The organism is Priestia sp. USM5, from assembly GCF_058323215.1.
Map to the genome: position 1 here is coordinate 3,210,483 of NZ_JBSGKN010000001.1, position 15,635 is coordinate 3,226,117.

Genomic DNA, 15,635 nt, shown 5'->3' on the forward strand with positions numbered 1-15,635 from the left:
TTTCCTATATGATAGAAAAGGTGCTTTATAAGCACCTTTTATGTTCCAGTTCATCATGCTTTCCAACGATAATTTTTCGTTTTAATAACTTTTTCACCTGGTGTTGAAGAGCGTGAACCCGTACGGCGTCCTCCCGAGCGATCGTCTGTGCGACCTCCTGTACGTCTTCCGGTACGGTCTCCAGTACGGCCATCCGTGCGACCTCCGGTTCTATCTACAGTAGTTGATTCTTGCACAGAATCTTCTTCATTTGTATCTCCATTTTGCTCAGAATTTTCTTCATTTTGCTTGAAAGATCCTTTTGATCCTAAGGCAATGGTTTTTACGTGTCTTGGTTGTAAACGTAAAACTTGATTATTTTGTACAAGAGTAAAGTTCCCATTGCGACTTTGAACTAACACACCTTCTACGGCCTCTGGCCCTCCACCGTTAATAGCTACCCATCTATGCGAAAACTCTTCAAACAGTTCATTGAAACTTTTCGCTTTAATATACTCAGGTGTTTCTTCAACTAATAATGGATTTTGCGGAACAACAGGCGTATTTTTGCTTACAACTTCACTTACACTCTTTATGTGCTCTACATTGATATAAACGACGCCGTCATCTTCTGTTAGTAATACGACATACGCAGATTCAAATGAGCCTAATACATCAAGGATCTTACCCAATTTTTTCTCTGGCCCTCCTTGATTTATTTGCACTTGTTTATCTTTCATTAATAATAAAGTGCCTGCAAATGTGTTGGCTCTGTGCAGTTCTACTTCACTATTAAATCCAGAAAATGTTTGCGCGGAATTAGACTTTGTATCCTCTGTAATGCTTTTAACATGAGCGAGCTGGTAATAAATAAATGTATATTGCTGTTGTGGAATAAGCTGCGCCGGCTGATTATTTTGCTGGTTGTTATTTTGTTTTGTTTCAAGAGCAAGCGTTAAATAATCTGATTGAACGTCGATTAAATATCCCGTTTTAGATTCAGGCCCCCCGCGATAGACAGTTACTACTCTCCCTTTTAATGGTTTAAAGTGGGCAGAGTAGCCCGTGCTTTCAGATTGTTGAACTTTACGAGCGCGACTACGATTGGCATTTTGAGTTTGGTCTTGATTTTGGTCGTAGTAATAGTTACTCATTATTTTTCCTCCTTATTAATTGTCCTTATTGGTCATTCATAATGTATATATACGTATCATGTACAGCTATTGATTTCCTGCATTTGCCTATTATTAACAAAATCCACTGTTGCCTATAAATTGCCTATAAATCTATCTCTTTTTAAAAAGTCAAAATGTTATTTTTAATATACGCTGTTCGTTCTTTTATAAAAGACAGCATAAATTCGGGTTCTTTATAAAATTGCTCCAAGTTATCTTTTACGTAAGGATCTTTTAATACATAAGGAGCAATATACTCATGCAGTTGATAAATGATTGGTTTCATGTATTCTATCGTAAATTGATTATTTAGAACATTGTTCATTTTTTGAATATATCGCTTTTTAATGCTGTTCACCGCCAGTAAGCGAGCTGTAAGCGTATTAAATCCTTGTGCGCGGACATAGTCTCCTTCCATTACTTTTCCATTTACATCTCTTCCCCAAGTTGCATCATAATCCCATGGAATCAGTTCAAAGCGCCCGCTTTCATGATTTAGATAGAGCGCATAGTTATGGACAAAACCGTCGTAATTCTGCATACAAATAATACCGACTAACCAAGATAAGTAGCGGTCGACGTTCAAGTACTTCTCAATATTCTGTTCGAATTCTGTATTTGTCCACGTATTAAGATTAAATATAAACTTTTCTAATTTTTCCGCATCCCCTTCTCTCACTGCTTTATTTTCATATCCAGATAACAAAGTTGTTTTCGGCCTTTTATCCAAATCGCTCATCAAAGAAAAATTAGCATCTCCGTCCACTGCATAAAATATGGATCCATCCGCTAAATTTCTTTTTTTCAAAAATAGTTCATCTACCGATTCGAGCTGAAGATATATTCCTTCATTTTTCCCATTAATTTTAAGAGTGACAAACTGAGAGTGGGGAGATAAAACGTCTAAAGAAGAGAAAAAATCGAGGGACAATTTGTTGCGCATAAGCGATGGATCTTTGTATTCAGCGTTTAGGTGTATTTCTTTGGCGCGCTGAAATATTTTCGGAGAATAAAATTCAATATAATATGACTTTTTCTTCATCTTCCGAATATGGGAGCCTCTTAGGAGCAAATCAATATCGTAGCGTTTTTTGTTAAACTTCATCGTTGCCTGAACCGCTTCTTCTGACCAAATATCTCTTTGCATTTCCTTTAAATCTTTTACATTCACAAACAGAGCGTATTGAGGGATTTCTTTTTGCTTCATGATTCGACCACCTTTCTTCAATTATTAAAGTATATGAAGGGTAAATTCTCCATGATACCCCGCAGCATCAACTATTTGCGCAAACTCCACTTTTGACTCATATCAAGGACAAGCATTAGCGCGTATTCTATTAATGCAAGACCTAGTCCAATTGACAAGGAGGTTTTTGTATTGCATATTACACCTGAAAAAATTAAAGAAGCTGCTGAAGCCCTAGAATGTACAGAACTGAAATCTTTTATGTTTCAAGAGCCAACTGCTGGTCCACTAACAAGAAAGCGTCGCTCTTCTCGTAGCACTGGCCGCAGTAGCCGCCGTTCTACTCGCGGTACTCGTCGCTCTTCTCGCGGCACTCGCCGTTCTACTCGTCGCTCTCGTCGTTCTCGCCGTTCTCGCCGTTCTACTCGCCGCTCTCGTCGTTCTACTCGCCGTTCTCGCCGTTCTACTCGCCGTTCTCGTCGTTCTACTCGCCGTTCTCGTCGTTCTACTCGCCGCACTCGTCGTTCTACTCGCCGCACTCGTCGTTCTCGCCGTTCTTAATTTCCCTAAACACTCATCTTTATTGAAAAAAAACGCCGAAGAGCCATGAGTGTCTTCGGCGTTTTTTTCCACTTATAGAAGAGGAACATTTGGAAATATACTAAGATGGAGCGTTATTCATTTTACATAGAAAAGGAGAGGTTTTATGAAAAAAAACAAACATCAACTTTCAACTTCATCAACAACAGATGTCGAAGAGATCAAACGTTTAAATGCGCAGTCTGGACTAACCTACAATGAAGTATTTGCACTTCTTGGAGAAAACTATTTGAAAAATCAACAGAAAAAATAATAAGCTGGGACTAGAAAACAACTTCTAGTCCTTATACTTTGAAAATCCCGGAAAACCCTTTTACTAAGGATGTTAATTGGTTCATGGCTCCCATCATCTGTCCCGCAGTATTCATCATTTTGTTCATATCGTAATTGCCATCACTCGATTTAAACTGAGACATTAACGACTGAAATTGAGATGGCTGAGGCTTTTGCTGCTGACCTTTAGGATATGGATTAAAAGGCGCACCTGCATTGTTGTACATGGGCTGCTGGTACATTCCGTTCATATAGGGAATTTGCTGAGGGCCAAAAGGCATTTGTTGCTGAGCGTACGGATGTTGCGGCATATAAGCTTCCGTCCATGGCTGCTGGTGATACTGTGGAAATGGATGTACCTGACTTAAATCAAAACGTTCTGGTTGATGTTGCTCATAATACGGATAGTGCTTACTTGTATACATGCAAAATCAATACCTCCTTTTTAATATTACATAATATATAGTATGTATGCAGAAATAAGAGGTGACGTTCGTCTACTTGTACTTTTGGGGAACGCATTCAAAAATATGTAGGTTTCTGTCGAAAGTTTAAATTTTTCAAAAAAACGAGATTATTTAAATATATGGTACGATAAGAACAAGTGATACTACCTATACGTAGTGGCACAAATGGGGATTAGGAGGGAATTTACATGTATGTGAACGAACTTCAAGAAGCTTTTATTGCGGTGAAACAATATGAGCCGCAGTCAAGTAATGAATTACTCGATTTTGCTCAGCAGCAGTATTTAAAAGGTTTTTTAACTCCTATGAATTACAAAGCCGCTGTACGTGAACTCGAACAAATTGGAGCTACTAAGCCTGATTTTAGTGCACAAGATGATTAATTTTTTTACTACCACTGAGAAATCGGTGGTTTCTTTGTTTCCTATAAAGTGGACACATACTTCTTTTTTGACTTGTTTATACTATAAAGGCTTTAACGTAGTATTCAATAAAGGAGGTTTATTTCATGAGTCGTGGAAAACATTTTGATCATAAAAAACAAGGACAAGGTGCAGTAAATAAAACAAATAACGCCGTTGCTTCTAAACATACCGAAAAAGTTGATTATCATATCGATACAGTTGCTTCACAAGATCACCCAGCTGTTTCTATCCAATCACAAAAAGATTTTGATTAACTTTTTATTGATCATGATAAAATGCCTAAAGAGTTTTCTCTTTAGGCATACATAGAAAATCCCCACCTTATAAGTCTCAACGGAAGGCCGGGATTAATTATTCAATATCGACTCGAGCACATACTTATTTGAGTGATACATCTTTTTAAATCGCTTTTCTCGCGTCTCGGGATAAAATGACTGTAATACAACGTTTTGTAAATTTTCTTTTAACGTCTCTACTTGATTAACATGAATATATTTTGGTCGCTCTTTCTTCAGCCATTCCGTTACGAGACTAGCCCATTCATCAAGTTCTTTGAAGAAAATATCTCCATAAGGTTTTACTTCTTCAAAAAATTTCACTTCATAATTTTCTTCCTGTTGAATAGACGCTAATCGTTCTACAGCTACTTCATTATATTGAAACATGATTTCCGTACTTTTTTTCACATCTTCATTCATCGTTATTCGTCACCTCTACGATGACTATTGTAACATAAACAATCTTTATACTGTATGAAGAACCATTTCTCTTCGGCTTCTACTCCATTCTGTTTCGGAAGGCATGCTTTCATACACAGCTACTTCAATTTCTTGCAGCGATTGGTCAATGCGATGAACTTGTTCCATATATGTTTCTTCACAATGTGTAAATGCTTCATTTATAGATGTAGACATCGTTTTATCCACTAGATCTACTTGCTCTAGTAAGCTATCTAATAAAGTCATCATTTCGCTTGTTCTAACCATACTTTGTTTCATCGCCATCCCTCCAAATTTTCCTTTGCATAACGTATTCTCTTTTTTATTCAATGTCCCTTCACACATGACAAAACTAGTTTCTATTCGTCAAAGAAAGATGTTTTCGACATTTTCATTTATGGTGAATCGAAAGAGAACATATTGAAAACACTAGTATAGACATTTCAGCTAAGGAGATACATTCTGCTGCTGAACGTTCATTACAACATGATAGGAGGTGCCTAGACATGGCCAACAAACAGCAAAAATCACAGCCTAAAAATAAGCCTGAAACAAAAACCTACGGTGATCCTAAAAAGTTAAACGGTCCTAACCAGCCTTCTACTTAAGAACAAAACGGTCACTTGTGACCGTTTTTATTTACATTAACTACTTGCGCTACTTTCATTAATATATGCAGCTGCTTTTGCTTTTGAAGATACCACTTTGTAAAATGAACTTTCTTTGGAAAATGCGGCTTTTTCATGAGCTTTTGTTCCTCTTTTTTTGTTAAAAACCACTTTTCTCTCTTTTTTTCATGATGTCTAATAACCGGATACACCTTTCGAAGTGCAGGTGTACAACTGGTTTCATCCACAAAATACTGCTCATAATCGTATCTCGACCCCGTATGCTTTGTTTTCAAAGAAAATTCATAAAACAAGGGGTAATACTTTTCATGAAATAATAAAGCCGCTAATTTCTTCCCCAAACCAATCCGGTTATTTACTTTTGTAAAATCATGAACAGAACAACCGTATAGCTCCCCTTTTGTAGTAGGAAAAAGGACGGAGCTAAAGTGGAATATATCTTGAAAAAAAAACAACATACTTTTAAATACTTTATCTTGATAAAAAGGCTGTTCAATGACAGGCTTTTGAATAACGTGCTGCTCATTCACAATTAACGCATAAACAAGCTCCAGTTCACAAGGTTTCTGCATAAATTGCCTCCACTTTTCTTCGATAAAAGATGAAACATTTAAATAGGGAAGTAAATGAAGGTAAGAGACATGTTTTTTACGCGAAACAGCATACAATAGTAATTGCGGAAAGGCATCTTTAAAAATAAGCCAATTTGCTCTTTCATACGTCAAAAATAATAAATCGCGCGTTTGCTTTGATAACGCTTTTTTCATTGGTTCTCCTTGCAAATCACACATATTCCACCCTGCGTTGCGCGATACCATACTTGCGAGAAATGCCCACTTTACTTCAGGATATCTATGATAAAAAGTTGCATAAGCTTGGGTTCTTGATATATTATCAATATTCAGCTTGTCTGTTGTTTTATTAATCGCCGTCAACAGCGCTTGTTCCGAACTATTGAGTGACATCTCTTCATCTTCTTTCATCTATTTTTATTTGTAGGATTTGGTATAATAGAATTTGTTTGTTTAATAGATTTACACTAAAGGAGTGATGGTTATGATTCGCTATCCTAACGGAAAGGCCTATAAGCCATTGAATACCAGCAGTCCTTCCCCTAAAAAGCTAGAACCTAGCTATAGCAATCGTGGTATGACGCTGGAGGACGATTTAAACGAAACAAACGAATACTATGTTTCAAAAGGAATAGCCATTGTTCACAAAAAACCAACCCCTGTTCAAATTGTAAAAGTAGACTATCCGAAGAGAAGTGCCGCTGTTATCAAAGAAGCTTATTTTAAACAGGCTTCTACTACAGATTATAATGGCGTCTATAAAGGAAAACACCTTGACTTTGAAGCAAAAGAAACGAGAAATAAAACCTCATTTCCTCTGCGTAATTTTCATGAACATCAAATTGAACATATGAAGCAAATTGTGAAACAAAACGGGGTTTGTTTCGTTATATTAATGTTCTCTACTTTACAAGAAATATACTTGTTCGAAGCACAGTTCCTTTTTCCTTACTGGGATTCCATGAAAAAAGATGGACGAAAATCAATCCCTAAGGCAGATATTGAAAAAAAAGGACATTTCATCGAACTTGGTTACCATCCGAGAATCGATTACATAAAAACTATAGATAAATTATACTTTTAAGAGTATGATATATATGTTTACGGAAATCATTCTCTTACAATGCGTTGAAAGGTAGGAGTTTTTATGTCAGATAATTATCGCTCTCGTGAAGAACGACGAAGAGCTATGAATGACAACAAACCAGAAGGTAAATCTCAAGGAAAACCGAAAAAGAAGAAAAAAGGAGGCCTATTTCGTAAAATTGTTGCCGCAGTTTTACTGATAGGAATCATCGGGCTCATTGCCGGAGTGGGAACTTTTTTTGCTATGATAAGCGATGCTCCAAAAGTTGATGACTCGGTATTAAAAAACTCTTTTTCATCTAAAGTATATGCAAACGATGGAAAGACAGTTGTAAAAGAAATTGGAGCTCAAAAACGTACATATGTGCAATACGATGAAATCCCTCAAGTCGTCAAAAACGCATTTATCGCTACGGAAGACGTTCGTTTTTATAAACATCACGGCGTCGACTTTTACCGTATTGGTGGAGCATTAATGGCGAACTTTAAAGACGGCTTCGGTGCTGAGGGCGGTAGTACGATTACTCAGCAAGTGGTAAAGAATTCGTTCTTATCACCAAAGAAGACGGTTAAACGTAAAGTACAAGAAATGTGGTTAGCTTACCAGCTTGAGCGCAAATATTCGAAACAACAAATTCTTGAAATGTATTTAAACAAAATATATTTCGCATCAGGTGAAGTATACGGTATTGAACGAGCAGCTGAGAAATTTTACGGAGTTAAAAGCGTAAAAGATTTAACTCTTGATGAAGCTGCTATGTTGGCAGGCTTACCAAAAGCGCCAACTACTTATAACCCAGTTACAAACCCAGAGAATGCTACTAAACGCCGTAACACAGTATTAAACTTAATGGCTAAAAACGGCTTCATTACACAAGCCGAGGCCGACAAAGCAAAACAAGTAGATGTACAGGCTCACTTAGCTAAACAAACTGAATCAACATCTAAGTACGATGTATTTATTGATCAAGTAATCGAGGAAGTAAAAAAGAAAACAGACGCGGATCCATTTTCTGCGGGCTTAGAAATTTATACAACGCTTGACACGAATGCTCAGGACTATGTGGATGATGTGATGAATAACAAAGTAGTCAACTTCCCGAACGATAAATTCCAAGCAGGTCTTGTCGTTGTAGATAATGAAACAGGCGGTATTCAAGCAATTGGAGGCGGACGTAATCGTGTATCAGGCGGCTTAAACTTTGCAACAAATATGAGACGTCAGCCCGGCTCAACAATTAAGCCGATCTTAGATTACGGTCCAGCGATTGAGAACTTAAAGTGGTCTACTGGACAACCGCTAAAAGATGAAGAATATCATTATTCAAACGGCACGCCAATCCGAAATTTTGGACGCAACTATAAAGGTTGGGTTTCAGCGCGTGAAGCTTTAGGACGTTCACTGAACATCCCTGCTTTAAAAGCGTTTCAAGCAACCGGTGCGGATAAAGCAAAAGAGTTCGCTACAGGCCTTGGGCTAAAATTAGATGAAGAAGACGGCGAAGCTTATTCTGAATCTTATTCTATCGGAGGCTTCCGTACAGGTGTTACACCTCTACAAATGGCTGGAGCCTATAGTGCTTTTGCAAATGAAGGTATGTACAATGCACCGCATACGGTGACAAAGGTAAAATTCCCTGATGGAACAGAAATTGATTTAACGCCAAAACCAAAACGCGCAATGCAAGATTACACGGCATTTATGATGACGGACATGATGAAATCTGTTGTAAACGAATCATATGGTACAGCTCGTGCTGTTCGTACACCAGGATTAGAAATTGCGGGTAAAACGGGAACTTCGAACTTTAGTGCTGCAGAAAAGCAACGATACAATATTCCAGACGCTGGTGAAAAAGACGTTTGGTTTAATGGATTTACGCCAAACTATACGATTTCCGTATGGACAGGCTATGAAACTGCTAAAGACGGCTATATTTTAAGTCCTAATGAAACAGGCATGGCAAAAAATATCTTTAAGCATGTTATTACTCATATTTCTGAAGGCAAACCTAAAGGAAGTTTCAAGCAGCCGGACAGCGTAGTTGAACGTTCCGTGGAAAAACCAACGGGCAAAGACTTAAAACGCCCAAGCGGCTCTACTCCTTCGAGCCTAATTACGAAAGAATACTTTGTGCGCGGCACTGCACCGACAAAAGTATCTCAAACGTTTGTGAAGAAAGAAAAAGAAGAAAAGAAAGAAGATAAAAAAGAGGACAAAAAAGAGAAAAAAGACAATAAAGATGTGAAGCCCAAAATTACTGCTTCGTATAGCGGAGGAGCAATTTCAGTTAACTGGTCAGCGTCAAACGCAGCCAGTGATACGACCTTTACAGTCACAATGTCATCTCCTAACGGTTCTGAACAACTCGCATCTGGCGCAGGAGCCGGTGGAAAAACAATTTCCAATCCAGCAGCAGGCGCAACGTATAGTTTCACCGTAACAACAAATACGGGCCAAAGCGCTAGTTCTTCTGTAAAAGTCCCTGATTCATCAGATCAAACTACCGAAGATAATTCTACTAAGCCTGAAGATGACGGAACAACGGACGATAATCAAAATGAAGACAATAGCAACACTGATCAAAACAACGGCTCTGATCAAGGTGACGATTCATCTACTAAGCCGGATGATAACCAAAACAGCAATAATGGCAGCAATAGTGACGGTAGCAATAGCGGTAATAACGGCAATACCGATAATAACAATAACGATAGCGGCAATACTAACGATGGTAATAACAACAATAATAACGGAGGCACAACTCCTCCTCCAGCAGACAACGGTGGAAGTGACTCAGGAAGTCAAACACCACAAACTCCTGCTACACCATCGACGCCGTCAACACCTGCTACACCGCAGCAAGAGCCAACAACTGAAAATTAACGCAGCAGTAAAAAGCCCCTACACGTGTAGGGGCTTTATTTCTTGTGAAGAATAAGCATTTTTGCATACTGCTTACGCAGCTCATTAAATAATTCTGTCAGCTGAATATACGCTTGATAAGAAGAAACTCGCTGCAGCAAAAACATAAGTCTCTCAGCACAGTTAATAGGCTTATAGGTTAGGTCCGCTATGTCTTCTTGCAGCCGATTTAAACGCCGAACGGGCTGTCCATTAATCCAAAACAGTAAACTAATATACATAGCAGCAGCTTGTTTCATACAAGGCGCTGCTTCTTTTGCTTTTCGCTGAGAAAAAAGCGTATGCAGTTCTTCCCTTTGAGTTTCCCACTTTTCAAAAAATGGCCGTATGTTCTTTTGAACATCCCTCCAAGGTGTTTTCGTTTCTTTATGTACATCGTATAAAATATCATAAGCAAAATAATTTCTTCCATTTTTTTTATCTACTTCAAGAACCCGATCTTCTTTTGAATAAAATGGTTCGCATATGAAATGTGACGGCACTTCAATCGGTAACATCTGTCTTCTTCTCTTTTCCTTTCATTCGTTTCTTTCCTTCTCGGCAAAGATCAAGAAGCGGGCAGACATGACATTGAGGAGACTGTGCTTTACAGTGATAGCGTCCAAAGAAGATAAGTCGATGATGCGTAACGGACCATTCATCTTTCGGAATTTTTCTCATCAGCGTTTTTTCTACTTCCAAAACGGAATCTTTCCACCTGCAAATCCCAAGGCGTTTACTTACACGTTCTACATGCGTGTCTACGGCTATTGACGGTACTCCAAAAGCTACGGATACAACAACATTAGCCGTCTTACGCCCTACTCCCGGAAGATTGGTCAGCTCATCACGATCTTTCGGAACTTCTCCTCCGTATTCATCAATGAGCATACGGCAGAGCTTTTGAATGTTTTTAGCTTTATTTCTATATAAGCCGATTGATCTAATATCTTGCTGCAGCTCTTCTAACGAAACGGCTAAATAGTCTTCAGGCGTTTGATATTTCTTGAATAAATCCGCTGTTACGCGGTTGACTAAAGCATCTGTGCACTGAGCAGATAGCGCCACAGCAATGACTAAATCAAAGGGATTCCGATGATTCAACTCACAGTGGGCGTCAGGAAACATTTCTGCCATAGCATCTAGGCACTGTCTGATTTGTTTTAACGTTAACATACTAGTTCTCCTTCTTCTTACAGGTAGTTCCCTCCTATTTTACAATAGGGTTCCTGTCAAATGCTACTTTTGTCCACATTCTTTTAAAAAAGCTGCTTCAAGATTCAATTACTTGGATCTTGAAGCAGCTTTTTATCCTGTCATTGCTCTAGCCAGTTAAAAAAAGGAATGGCTGATGTAGACTGAGAAGGGTTAACAGAAGATAGTTTTTTGGGCTGTTGATTTTGACGAAATTTTTGGCTATGCTTGCGGGCTTGATCAATGGTCTGAATGCCATTTTTCTTCCATTCGAATAAAATACGATCAATATACCGGAAGTTTAATTTTCCAGACATCACCGACTCTCTTAGTGCCGCTTTAATAATAATGGGGTCATGATGATCTTGATCAATCCACATCGCTAGCGTTTCGCATTCAAACGGAGACAATGCTCTGCCAAACTCTTTTTCAAACATTGTATATAAATTAAGCTCTTCTTGTTCTTCTTCGCTTTTTTCTACTTCTCTTGTTTCTTGCATCATATGATGAATAAGCTTTTCCCAAAGCGGTTTTAATGAATAACGTTCACAAATAAGGGCGTTTTGCTGTTGATCTTGCTCAATAGATAAAAAGCCGCGCTGAATTAATGCTCGCAGCGTATCCATACACACAGCACTTGAAATACTCATTTTTGCCGCCAATTCGTTAGGTGTCGGGAAACCTTCACCGCCTTCAATGGAAACATAAATATGCATTAACGTCATGAATTCCGTTTCGTTCATTCCCAAATCGCTATAGTGATTAAACAGCAGCTTCGGAATTGAAACTGTGCCTTGTTCAAACCATTCAATTAACGTTTCTTTTTTCATATCCGAACACCTCAGTAGTTAGTATATCATGAAGTTTATAGTCAAAGTAATAATTATTCGAAGCTAAAAAGCTTCTATGTAAAACTTTCCGCTGAAACCGTACCATTGCTCTGCACATATAAAATATATACGAACGATGACTTCCTTCCAAGAATATTACACTAACTTATTTTTTCGAGAATTGCAACTCCGTTTTAAGTTAGACTCTCTTCTATGTTTGCCGTTGTTTCCTTGTGATATAAGTAAAAACCTCGTTTTTCTTTTCTTTTTATGATTCATAAAAAAAGCTAAAAAAGTATCCTGACTACAGGAGTCAGAATACTTTTTCACTTCCTTACGGGTATAAACGGTTTAATAAGCGTGGGAATGGAATCGTTTCACGAACGTGTTCTACGCCGCTAATCCATGCTACTGTACGCTCAAGGCCTAAACCAAATCCTGAATGTGGAACTGAGCCATACTTACGAAGCTCTAAATACCACTTGTATGTTTCTGTATCTAATTTGTGCTCTTCTACACGCTGAGCTAAAAGCTCTTGATCATGAATACGTTCAGAGCCTCCAATGATTTCTCCGTAGCCTTCTGGTGCGATTAAGTCTGCACATAATACTACGTCTTCATTTGTTGGATCTGGCTGCATATAAAATGGTTTTAATGACGTTGGATAGTGTGTAATGAATACCGGCTTGTCATAGCTTTCTGCGATAGCCGTTTCATGCGGTGCTCCAAAGTCATCTCCCCACTGAATGTCTGTAAATCCTTTTTCATGTAAGAATTTAAGAGCCTCATCGTACGAAATACGAGGGAATGGCGCTTTAATTTGTTCTAACTTAGATGTATCACGGCCTAGTACATTTAACTCTAACTTACAGTTTGTTAAAACAGACTGTACGACATGAGACACATACTCTTCCTGTACTTTCAAGTTATCTTCGAATTGGTAGAAAGCCATCTCTGGTTCAATCATCCAAAACTCAATTAAATGACGGCGTGTTTTAGATTTTTCAGCGCGGAACGTTGGACCGAATGAAAATACTTTTCCAAGCGCCATTGCTGCTGCTTCCATATAAAGCTGTCCACTTTGAGAAAGATATGCATCTTCGTCAAAATATTTCGTGTGGAATAATTCTGTTGTTCCTTCAGGAGCACTTCCTGTTAGGATTGGAGGATCTACTTTTGTAAACCCGTTTTCGTTAAAGAATTCATACGTTGCACGAATGATTTCGTTACGAACCTTCATAACAGCATGTTGGCGTTTAGAACGCAGCCATAAATGACGGTTATCCATTAAGAACTCTGTTCCATGTTCTTTTGGCGTAATTGGGTAATCAACAGCTTCATGAATCACTTCAAGGCTTGTAACTGTTAACTCATAGCCAAACGGTGAGCGCTCATCTTCGCGTACCACACCTGTTACATATAGTGATGATTCTTGCGTCATAGATTTAGCTAATTTAAAAGTTTCTTCTTCTACTTCAGCTTTTACAACTACCCCTTGCATGAATCCTGATCCATCGCGCAGCTGTAAAAAGGCAATTTTACCACTTGAACGTTTATTCGCTAACCAAGCACCAATTGTTACTTCTTTTCCTACATGCTTGCTTGCTTCTGAAATCGTAATTTTCACGATTAATATCCCTCCAAAAAACTTACATTTCGTAATTATGTATGCCATCCTATTATACATTTCGACAAACATAATAACAAGTAACAAACAAAAAGAGCCTTCTAACACGTGTGATTTGTGCTAAAAGGCTCTTTTATTTTTAAATATAATCTTTTTTATTTCATATGACGAGTCATGAATGATTGAATTCGTTCCAATGCCTTTTCTAGCAGATCTAGTGATGTAGCATAAGAAAGACGTACGTTTTCAGATGAACCAAATCCTGATCCAGGCACTAGGGCTACCTTCTCTTCTTCTAAAATAGCTTCTACCCATGCATCAACTGTATCAAAACCAGTTAATTTTGCAGCTTCAATTGCATTAGGGAATAAGTAGAAAGCACCTTGTGGTTTTAAGCATGAGAACCCTGGAATGTTAATCAGCTTTTCATGAATCACGTTTAGACGCTCTTCAAAAGCTTGTCGCATCATTTCCACCGGCTCCTGAGTGCCGTTATAAGCAGCAATTGTTGCATATTGAGCAATAGATGTTGGATTTGACGTGCTGTGACTCGCTAGGTTTGTCATCGCTTTAATAACTGTAGCATCACCAGCTGCATATCCAATGCGCCAGCCCGTCATGGAATGTGACTTAGAAACACCGTTAATGATAATTGTTTTTTCTTTTAACGCTGGTGAAAGCTGTGCAATCGATACATGTTCATTTTGACCATACACAAGCTTTTCATAAATTTCATCTGATACGATAAAAATATCGTGCTTCAAGCAAACTTCTCCTAAAGCTTGAAGCTCTTCTCTTGTGTAAATCATACCCGTTGGGTTGCTTGGTGAATTGATAATAACAGCTTTAGTTTTAGCAGTAATAGCCGCTGCTAATTGTTCAGGTGTGATTTTAAATTCGTTATTTTCAGAACCTTCAACGAATACGGGTGTACCTTCTGCTAACTTTACTTGCTCAGGATAACTTACCCAGTAAGGAGTTGGGATAATTACTTCGTCACCTTCGTCTAACAGAACTTGAAATAACGTATACAGTGCGTGCTTAGCACCTGTACAAACAATAATTTCAGAAGGTGAATACGTCAGGCCTTGATCGCGTTTGAATTTTTCAATTACCGCTTCTTTTAATGGTGCAAGACCGCCTGCTGGCGTATATTTTGTCTGACCATCATTCATTGCTGTAACAGCCGCTTCTAAAATGTGCTGCGGCGTATTAAAATCAGGTTCCCCTGCTCCAAGTCCAATCACATCATGACCAGCCGCTTTCAATTCTTTCGCTTTTGCTGTAATCGCTAATGTTGATGATGGCGTTAATGCTGATACACGTTTTGCTAACTTCACTAAAATCTCCCCCTATGAACTAAAGCTATAATCAGCCCGCAGGCTGATTATAGATAAAAAATTGGCTTCATTTTCATAAAGCGCTGAAATCTTATATTATGACACATATGACATTTCATATGGTATAAACGATTTATGATTGAGATAAGCTGTATCGTTTTATAAATTCACCGCTAGAGAAATCAAGATAATAGTATGTTAAATGTTTCTTATCTTTATCCACATATGTTACTTCCCACAGCGGCTTTTTATTTTCAATGCCTAGGCGCACCGACTTAATTTCCTGCGGATTTTTATCATTTTTCACAATGGAAATGGCTTTCTCTTTTGTGATCCCGCTGCTTGCTTTCTTTAAAACAGCTGTTTGTTTTTTGCTTTTAGGCATCCAAGCAATTACCTTTTGATTGCTTCGGTTTGTACCTTCTACTACATAAAATGCATGATTGCCGAAATATGGCTGGGTACTTGTGACAGATTTCAAATTAAATTCTTTTTTTGCTTGGGATGCTGCTTTTTCCTCAGCAGACTGAACATCCTTCACAGACGAGTGATAAATGCTAAAAGAAATGCCTCCGATAATTAAAAGCACAGCAGCTACCGCTACAATAATTAACTTTTTCATAAAATC

Annotated in this window: 19 protein-coding genes; 7 read left to right on the top strand and 12 right to left on the bottom strand. The window is 38.2% G+C overall.

Annotated elements, in window-relative coordinates; genetic code table 11:
* Window positions 1-53 precede the first annotated feature (53 nt).
* Window positions 54-1,133: a hypothetical protein gene (locus ACWATA_RS17200; RefSeq protein WP_033578430.1), complete on the bottom strand. Its 1,080-nt coding sequence runs from the start codon at window positions 1,131-1,133 to the stop codon at window positions 54-56.
* A gap of 142 nt (window positions 1,134-1,275) precedes the next feature.
* On the bottom strand, window positions 1,276-2,361 hold the full coding sequence (locus ACWATA_RS17205; protein ID WP_367077363.1) for a CotH kinase family protein: 1,086 nt from the start codon (window positions 2,359-2,361) through the stop codon (window positions 1,276-1,278).
* A gap of 171 nt (window positions 2,362-2,532) precedes the next feature.
* Between ACWATA_RS17205 and ACWATA_RS17210 the strand changes: the two genes are divergently transcribed.
* Together ACWATA_RS17210 and ACWATA_RS17215 are read left to right on the top strand one after the other, a co-directional pair.
* Entirely contained in the window at window positions 2,533-2,901 is a 369-nt protein-coding gene (locus ACWATA_RS17210) for a CotG/ExsB N-terminal domain-containing protein (RefSeq protein WP_473049999.1), read from the top strand.
* Between the two features lie 145 nt (window positions 2,902-3,046).
* On the top strand, window positions 3,047-3,193 hold the full coding sequence (locus ACWATA_RS17215) for a hypothetical protein (protein WP_340926370.1): 147 nt from the start codon (window positions 3,047-3,049) through the stop codon (window positions 3,191-3,193).
* Window positions 3,194-3,224: 31 nt separating this feature from the next.
* On the opposite strand, the gene ACWATA_RS17220 is transcribed toward ACWATA_RS17215, so the two are convergent.
* A complete protein-coding gene (locus tag ACWATA_RS17220) occupies window positions 3,225-3,638 on the bottom strand; it encodes a YppG family protein (RefSeq protein ID WP_028414073.1) in 414 nt (137 codons plus the stop codon).
* Window positions 3,639-3,868: 230 nt separating this feature from the next.
* On the opposite strand from ACWATA_RS17220, the gene ACWATA_RS17225 reads away from it, so the two are divergent.
* Window positions 3,869-4,063 (top strand): YppF family protein, encoded by a 195-nt coding sequence (locus tag ACWATA_RS17225; protein WP_013056115.1) that lies wholly within the window; start codon window positions 3,869-3,871, stop codon window positions 4,061-4,063.
* Window positions 4,064-4,188: 125 nt separating this feature from the next.
* A complete protein-coding gene (locus ACWATA_RS17230) occupies window positions 4,189-4,359 on the top strand; it encodes a hypothetical protein (protein ID WP_167387310.1) in 171 nt (56 codons plus the stop codon).
* Window positions 4,360-4,452: 93 nt separating this feature from the next.
* On the opposite strand, the gene ACWATA_RS17235 is transcribed toward ACWATA_RS17230, so the two are convergent.
* Complete coding sequence (locus tag ACWATA_RS17235) at window positions 4,453-4,803, bottom strand: YppE family protein (protein ID WP_013056113.1); 351 nt, start codon at window positions 4,801-4,803, stop codon at window positions 4,453-4,455.
* Window positions 4,804-4,848: 45 nt separating this feature from the next.
* Window positions 4,849-5,103, bottom strand: coding sequence for a hypothetical protein (locus ACWATA_RS17240; protein ID WP_028414074.1), 255 nt, complete (start codon window positions 5,101-5,103; stop codon window positions 4,849-4,851).
* A 227-nt stretch (window positions 5,104-5,330) separates the two neighbouring features.
* Here ACWATA_RS17240 and ACWATA_RS17245 point away from each other — a divergent pair, with 227 nt between their 5' ends.
* The gene (locus ACWATA_RS17245) at window positions 5,331-5,432 is read left to right on the top strand and encodes a hypothetical protein (RefSeq protein WP_016763465.1); all 102 of its coding nucleotides are present in this window, start codon (window positions 5,331-5,333) and stop codon (window positions 5,430-5,432) included.
* A gap of 11 nt (window positions 5,433-5,443) precedes the next feature.
* Here ACWATA_RS17245 and ACWATA_RS17250 read toward each other — a convergent pair whose 3' ends face one another.
* Window positions 5,444-6,436 carry a DUF2515 family protein gene (locus ACWATA_RS17250; protein ID WP_154989271.1) on the bottom strand — a complete coding sequence of 331 codons (993 nt, stop codon included), beginning with the start codon at window positions 6,434-6,436 and terminating at the stop codon, window positions 5,444-5,446.
* A 73-nt stretch (window positions 6,437-6,509) separates the two neighbouring features.
* Here ACWATA_RS17250 and recU point away from each other — a divergent pair, with 73 nt between their 5' ends.
* Together recU and ACWATA_RS17260 are read left to right on the top strand one after the other, a co-directional pair.
* Window positions 6,510-7,109, top strand: a complete 600-nt coding sequence (gene recU, locus ACWATA_RS17255; RefSeq protein WP_028414076.1) for a Holliday junction resolvase RecU — start codon at window positions 6,510-6,512, stop codon at window positions 7,107-7,109.
* Between the two features lie 63 nt (window positions 7,110-7,172).
* The gene (locus tag ACWATA_RS17260) at window positions 7,173-9,998 is read left to right on the top strand and encodes a transglycosylase domain-containing protein (protein ID WP_473050000.1); all 2,826 of its coding nucleotides are present in this window, start codon (window positions 7,173-7,175) and stop codon (window positions 9,996-9,998) included.
* Window positions 9,999-10,033: 35 nt separating this feature from the next.
* On the opposite strand, the gene ACWATA_RS17265 is transcribed toward ACWATA_RS17260, so the two are convergent.
* The 6 genes from ACWATA_RS17265 to ACWATA_RS17290 form a co-directional block, all read right to left on the bottom strand.
* A complete protein-coding gene (locus tag ACWATA_RS17265; RefSeq protein WP_028414078.1) occupies window positions 10,034-10,534 on the bottom strand; it encodes a YpoC family protein in 501 nt (166 codons plus the stop codon).
* Window positions 10,521-11,192 carry an endonuclease III gene (gene nth, locus ACWATA_RS17270; RefSeq protein WP_028414079.1) on the bottom strand — a complete coding sequence of 224 codons (672 nt, stop codon included), beginning with the start codon at window positions 11,190-11,192 and terminating at the stop codon, window positions 10,521-10,523. The genes ACWATA_RS17265 and nth overlap by 14 nt, the downstream gene beginning before the upstream one ends.
* 140 nt (window positions 11,193-11,332) lie before the next feature.
* The gene (locus ACWATA_RS17275; RefSeq protein ID WP_016763459.1) at window positions 11,333-12,040 is read right to left on the bottom strand and encodes a DnaD domain-containing protein; all 708 of its coding nucleotides are present in this window, start codon (window positions 12,038-12,040) and stop codon (window positions 11,333-11,335) included.
* A 334-nt stretch (window positions 12,041-12,374) separates the two neighbouring features.
* Window positions 12,375-13,667 carry an asparagine--tRNA ligase gene (asnS, locus tag ACWATA_RS17280; RefSeq protein WP_045293839.1) on the bottom strand — a complete coding sequence of 431 codons (1,293 nt, stop codon included), beginning with the start codon at window positions 13,665-13,667 and terminating at the stop codon, window positions 12,375-12,377.
* 155 nt (window positions 13,668-13,822) lie between these two features.
* Window positions 13,823-15,007 carry a pyridoxal phosphate-dependent aminotransferase gene (locus ACWATA_RS17285; protein WP_049163621.1) on the bottom strand — a complete coding sequence of 395 codons (1,185 nt, stop codon included), beginning with the start codon at window positions 15,005-15,007 and terminating at the stop codon, window positions 13,823-13,825.
* Window positions 15,008-15,140: 133 nt separating this feature from the next.
* Window positions 15,141-15,629, bottom strand: coding sequence for a cell wall elongation regulator TseB-like domain-containing protein (locus tag ACWATA_RS17290; protein WP_013056103.1), 489 nt, complete (start codon window positions 15,627-15,629; stop codon window positions 15,141-15,143).
* Window positions 15,630-15,635 lie beyond the last annotated feature (6 nt).

Coding starts and splice junctions, on each gene's coding strand:
- ACWATA_RS17200 (WP_033578430.1), bottom strand. CDS start 1,133: ATGAGTAACTATTACTACGACCAAAATCAAGACCAAACTCAAAATGCC.
- ACWATA_RS17205 (WP_367077363.1), bottom strand. CDS start 2,361: ATGAAGCAAAAAGAAATCCCTCAATACGCTCTGTTTGTGAATGTAAAA.
- ACWATA_RS17215 (WP_340926370.1), top strand. CDS start 3,047: ATGAAAAAAAACAAACATCAACTTTCAACTTCATCAACAACAGATGTC.
- ACWATA_RS17220 (WP_028414073.1), bottom strand. CDS start 3,638: ATGTATACAAGTAAGCACTATCCGTATTATGAGCAACATCAACCAGAA.
- ACWATA_RS17225 (WP_013056115.1), top strand. CDS start 3,869: ATGTATGTGAACGAACTTCAAGAAGCTTTTATTGCGGTGAAACAATAT.
- ACWATA_RS17230 (WP_167387310.1), top strand. CDS start 4,189: ATGAGTCGTGGAAAACATTTTGATCATAAAAAACAAGGACAAGGTGCA.
- ACWATA_RS17235 (WP_013056113.1), bottom strand. CDS start 4,803: ATGAATGAAGATGTGAAAAAAAGTACGGAAATCATGTTTCAATATAAT.
- ACWATA_RS17240 (WP_028414074.1), bottom strand. CDS start 5,103: ATGAAACAAAGTATGGTTAGAACAAGCGAAATGATGACTTTATTAGAT.
- ACWATA_RS17245 (WP_016763465.1), top strand. CDS start 5,331: ATGGCCAACAAACAGCAAAAATCACAGCCTAAAAATAAGCCTGAAACA.
- ACWATA_RS17250 (WP_154989271.1), bottom strand. CDS start 6,436: ATGAAAGAAGATGAAGAGATGTCACTCAATAGTTCGGAACAAGCGCTG.
- recU (WP_028414076.1), top strand. CDS start 6,510: ATGATTCGCTATCCTAACGGAAAGGCCTATAAGCCATTGAATACCAGC.
- ACWATA_RS17260 (WP_473050000.1), top strand. CDS start 7,173: ATGTCAGATAATTATCGCTCTCGTGAAGAACGACGAAGAGCTATGAAT.
- ACWATA_RS17265 (WP_028414078.1), bottom strand. CDS start 10,534: ATGTTACCGATTGAAGTGCCGTCACATTTCATATGCGAACCATTTTAT.
- nth (WP_028414079.1), bottom strand. CDS start 11,192: ATGTTAACGTTAAAACAAATCAGACAGTGCCTAGATGCTATGGCAGAA.
- ACWATA_RS17275 (WP_016763459.1), bottom strand. CDS start 12,040: ATGAAAAAAGAAACGTTAATTGAATGGTTTGAACAAGGCACAGTTTCA.
- ACWATA_RS17290 (WP_013056103.1), bottom strand. CDS start 15,629: ATGAAAAAGTTAATTATTGTAGCGGTAGCTGCTGTGCTTTTAATTATC.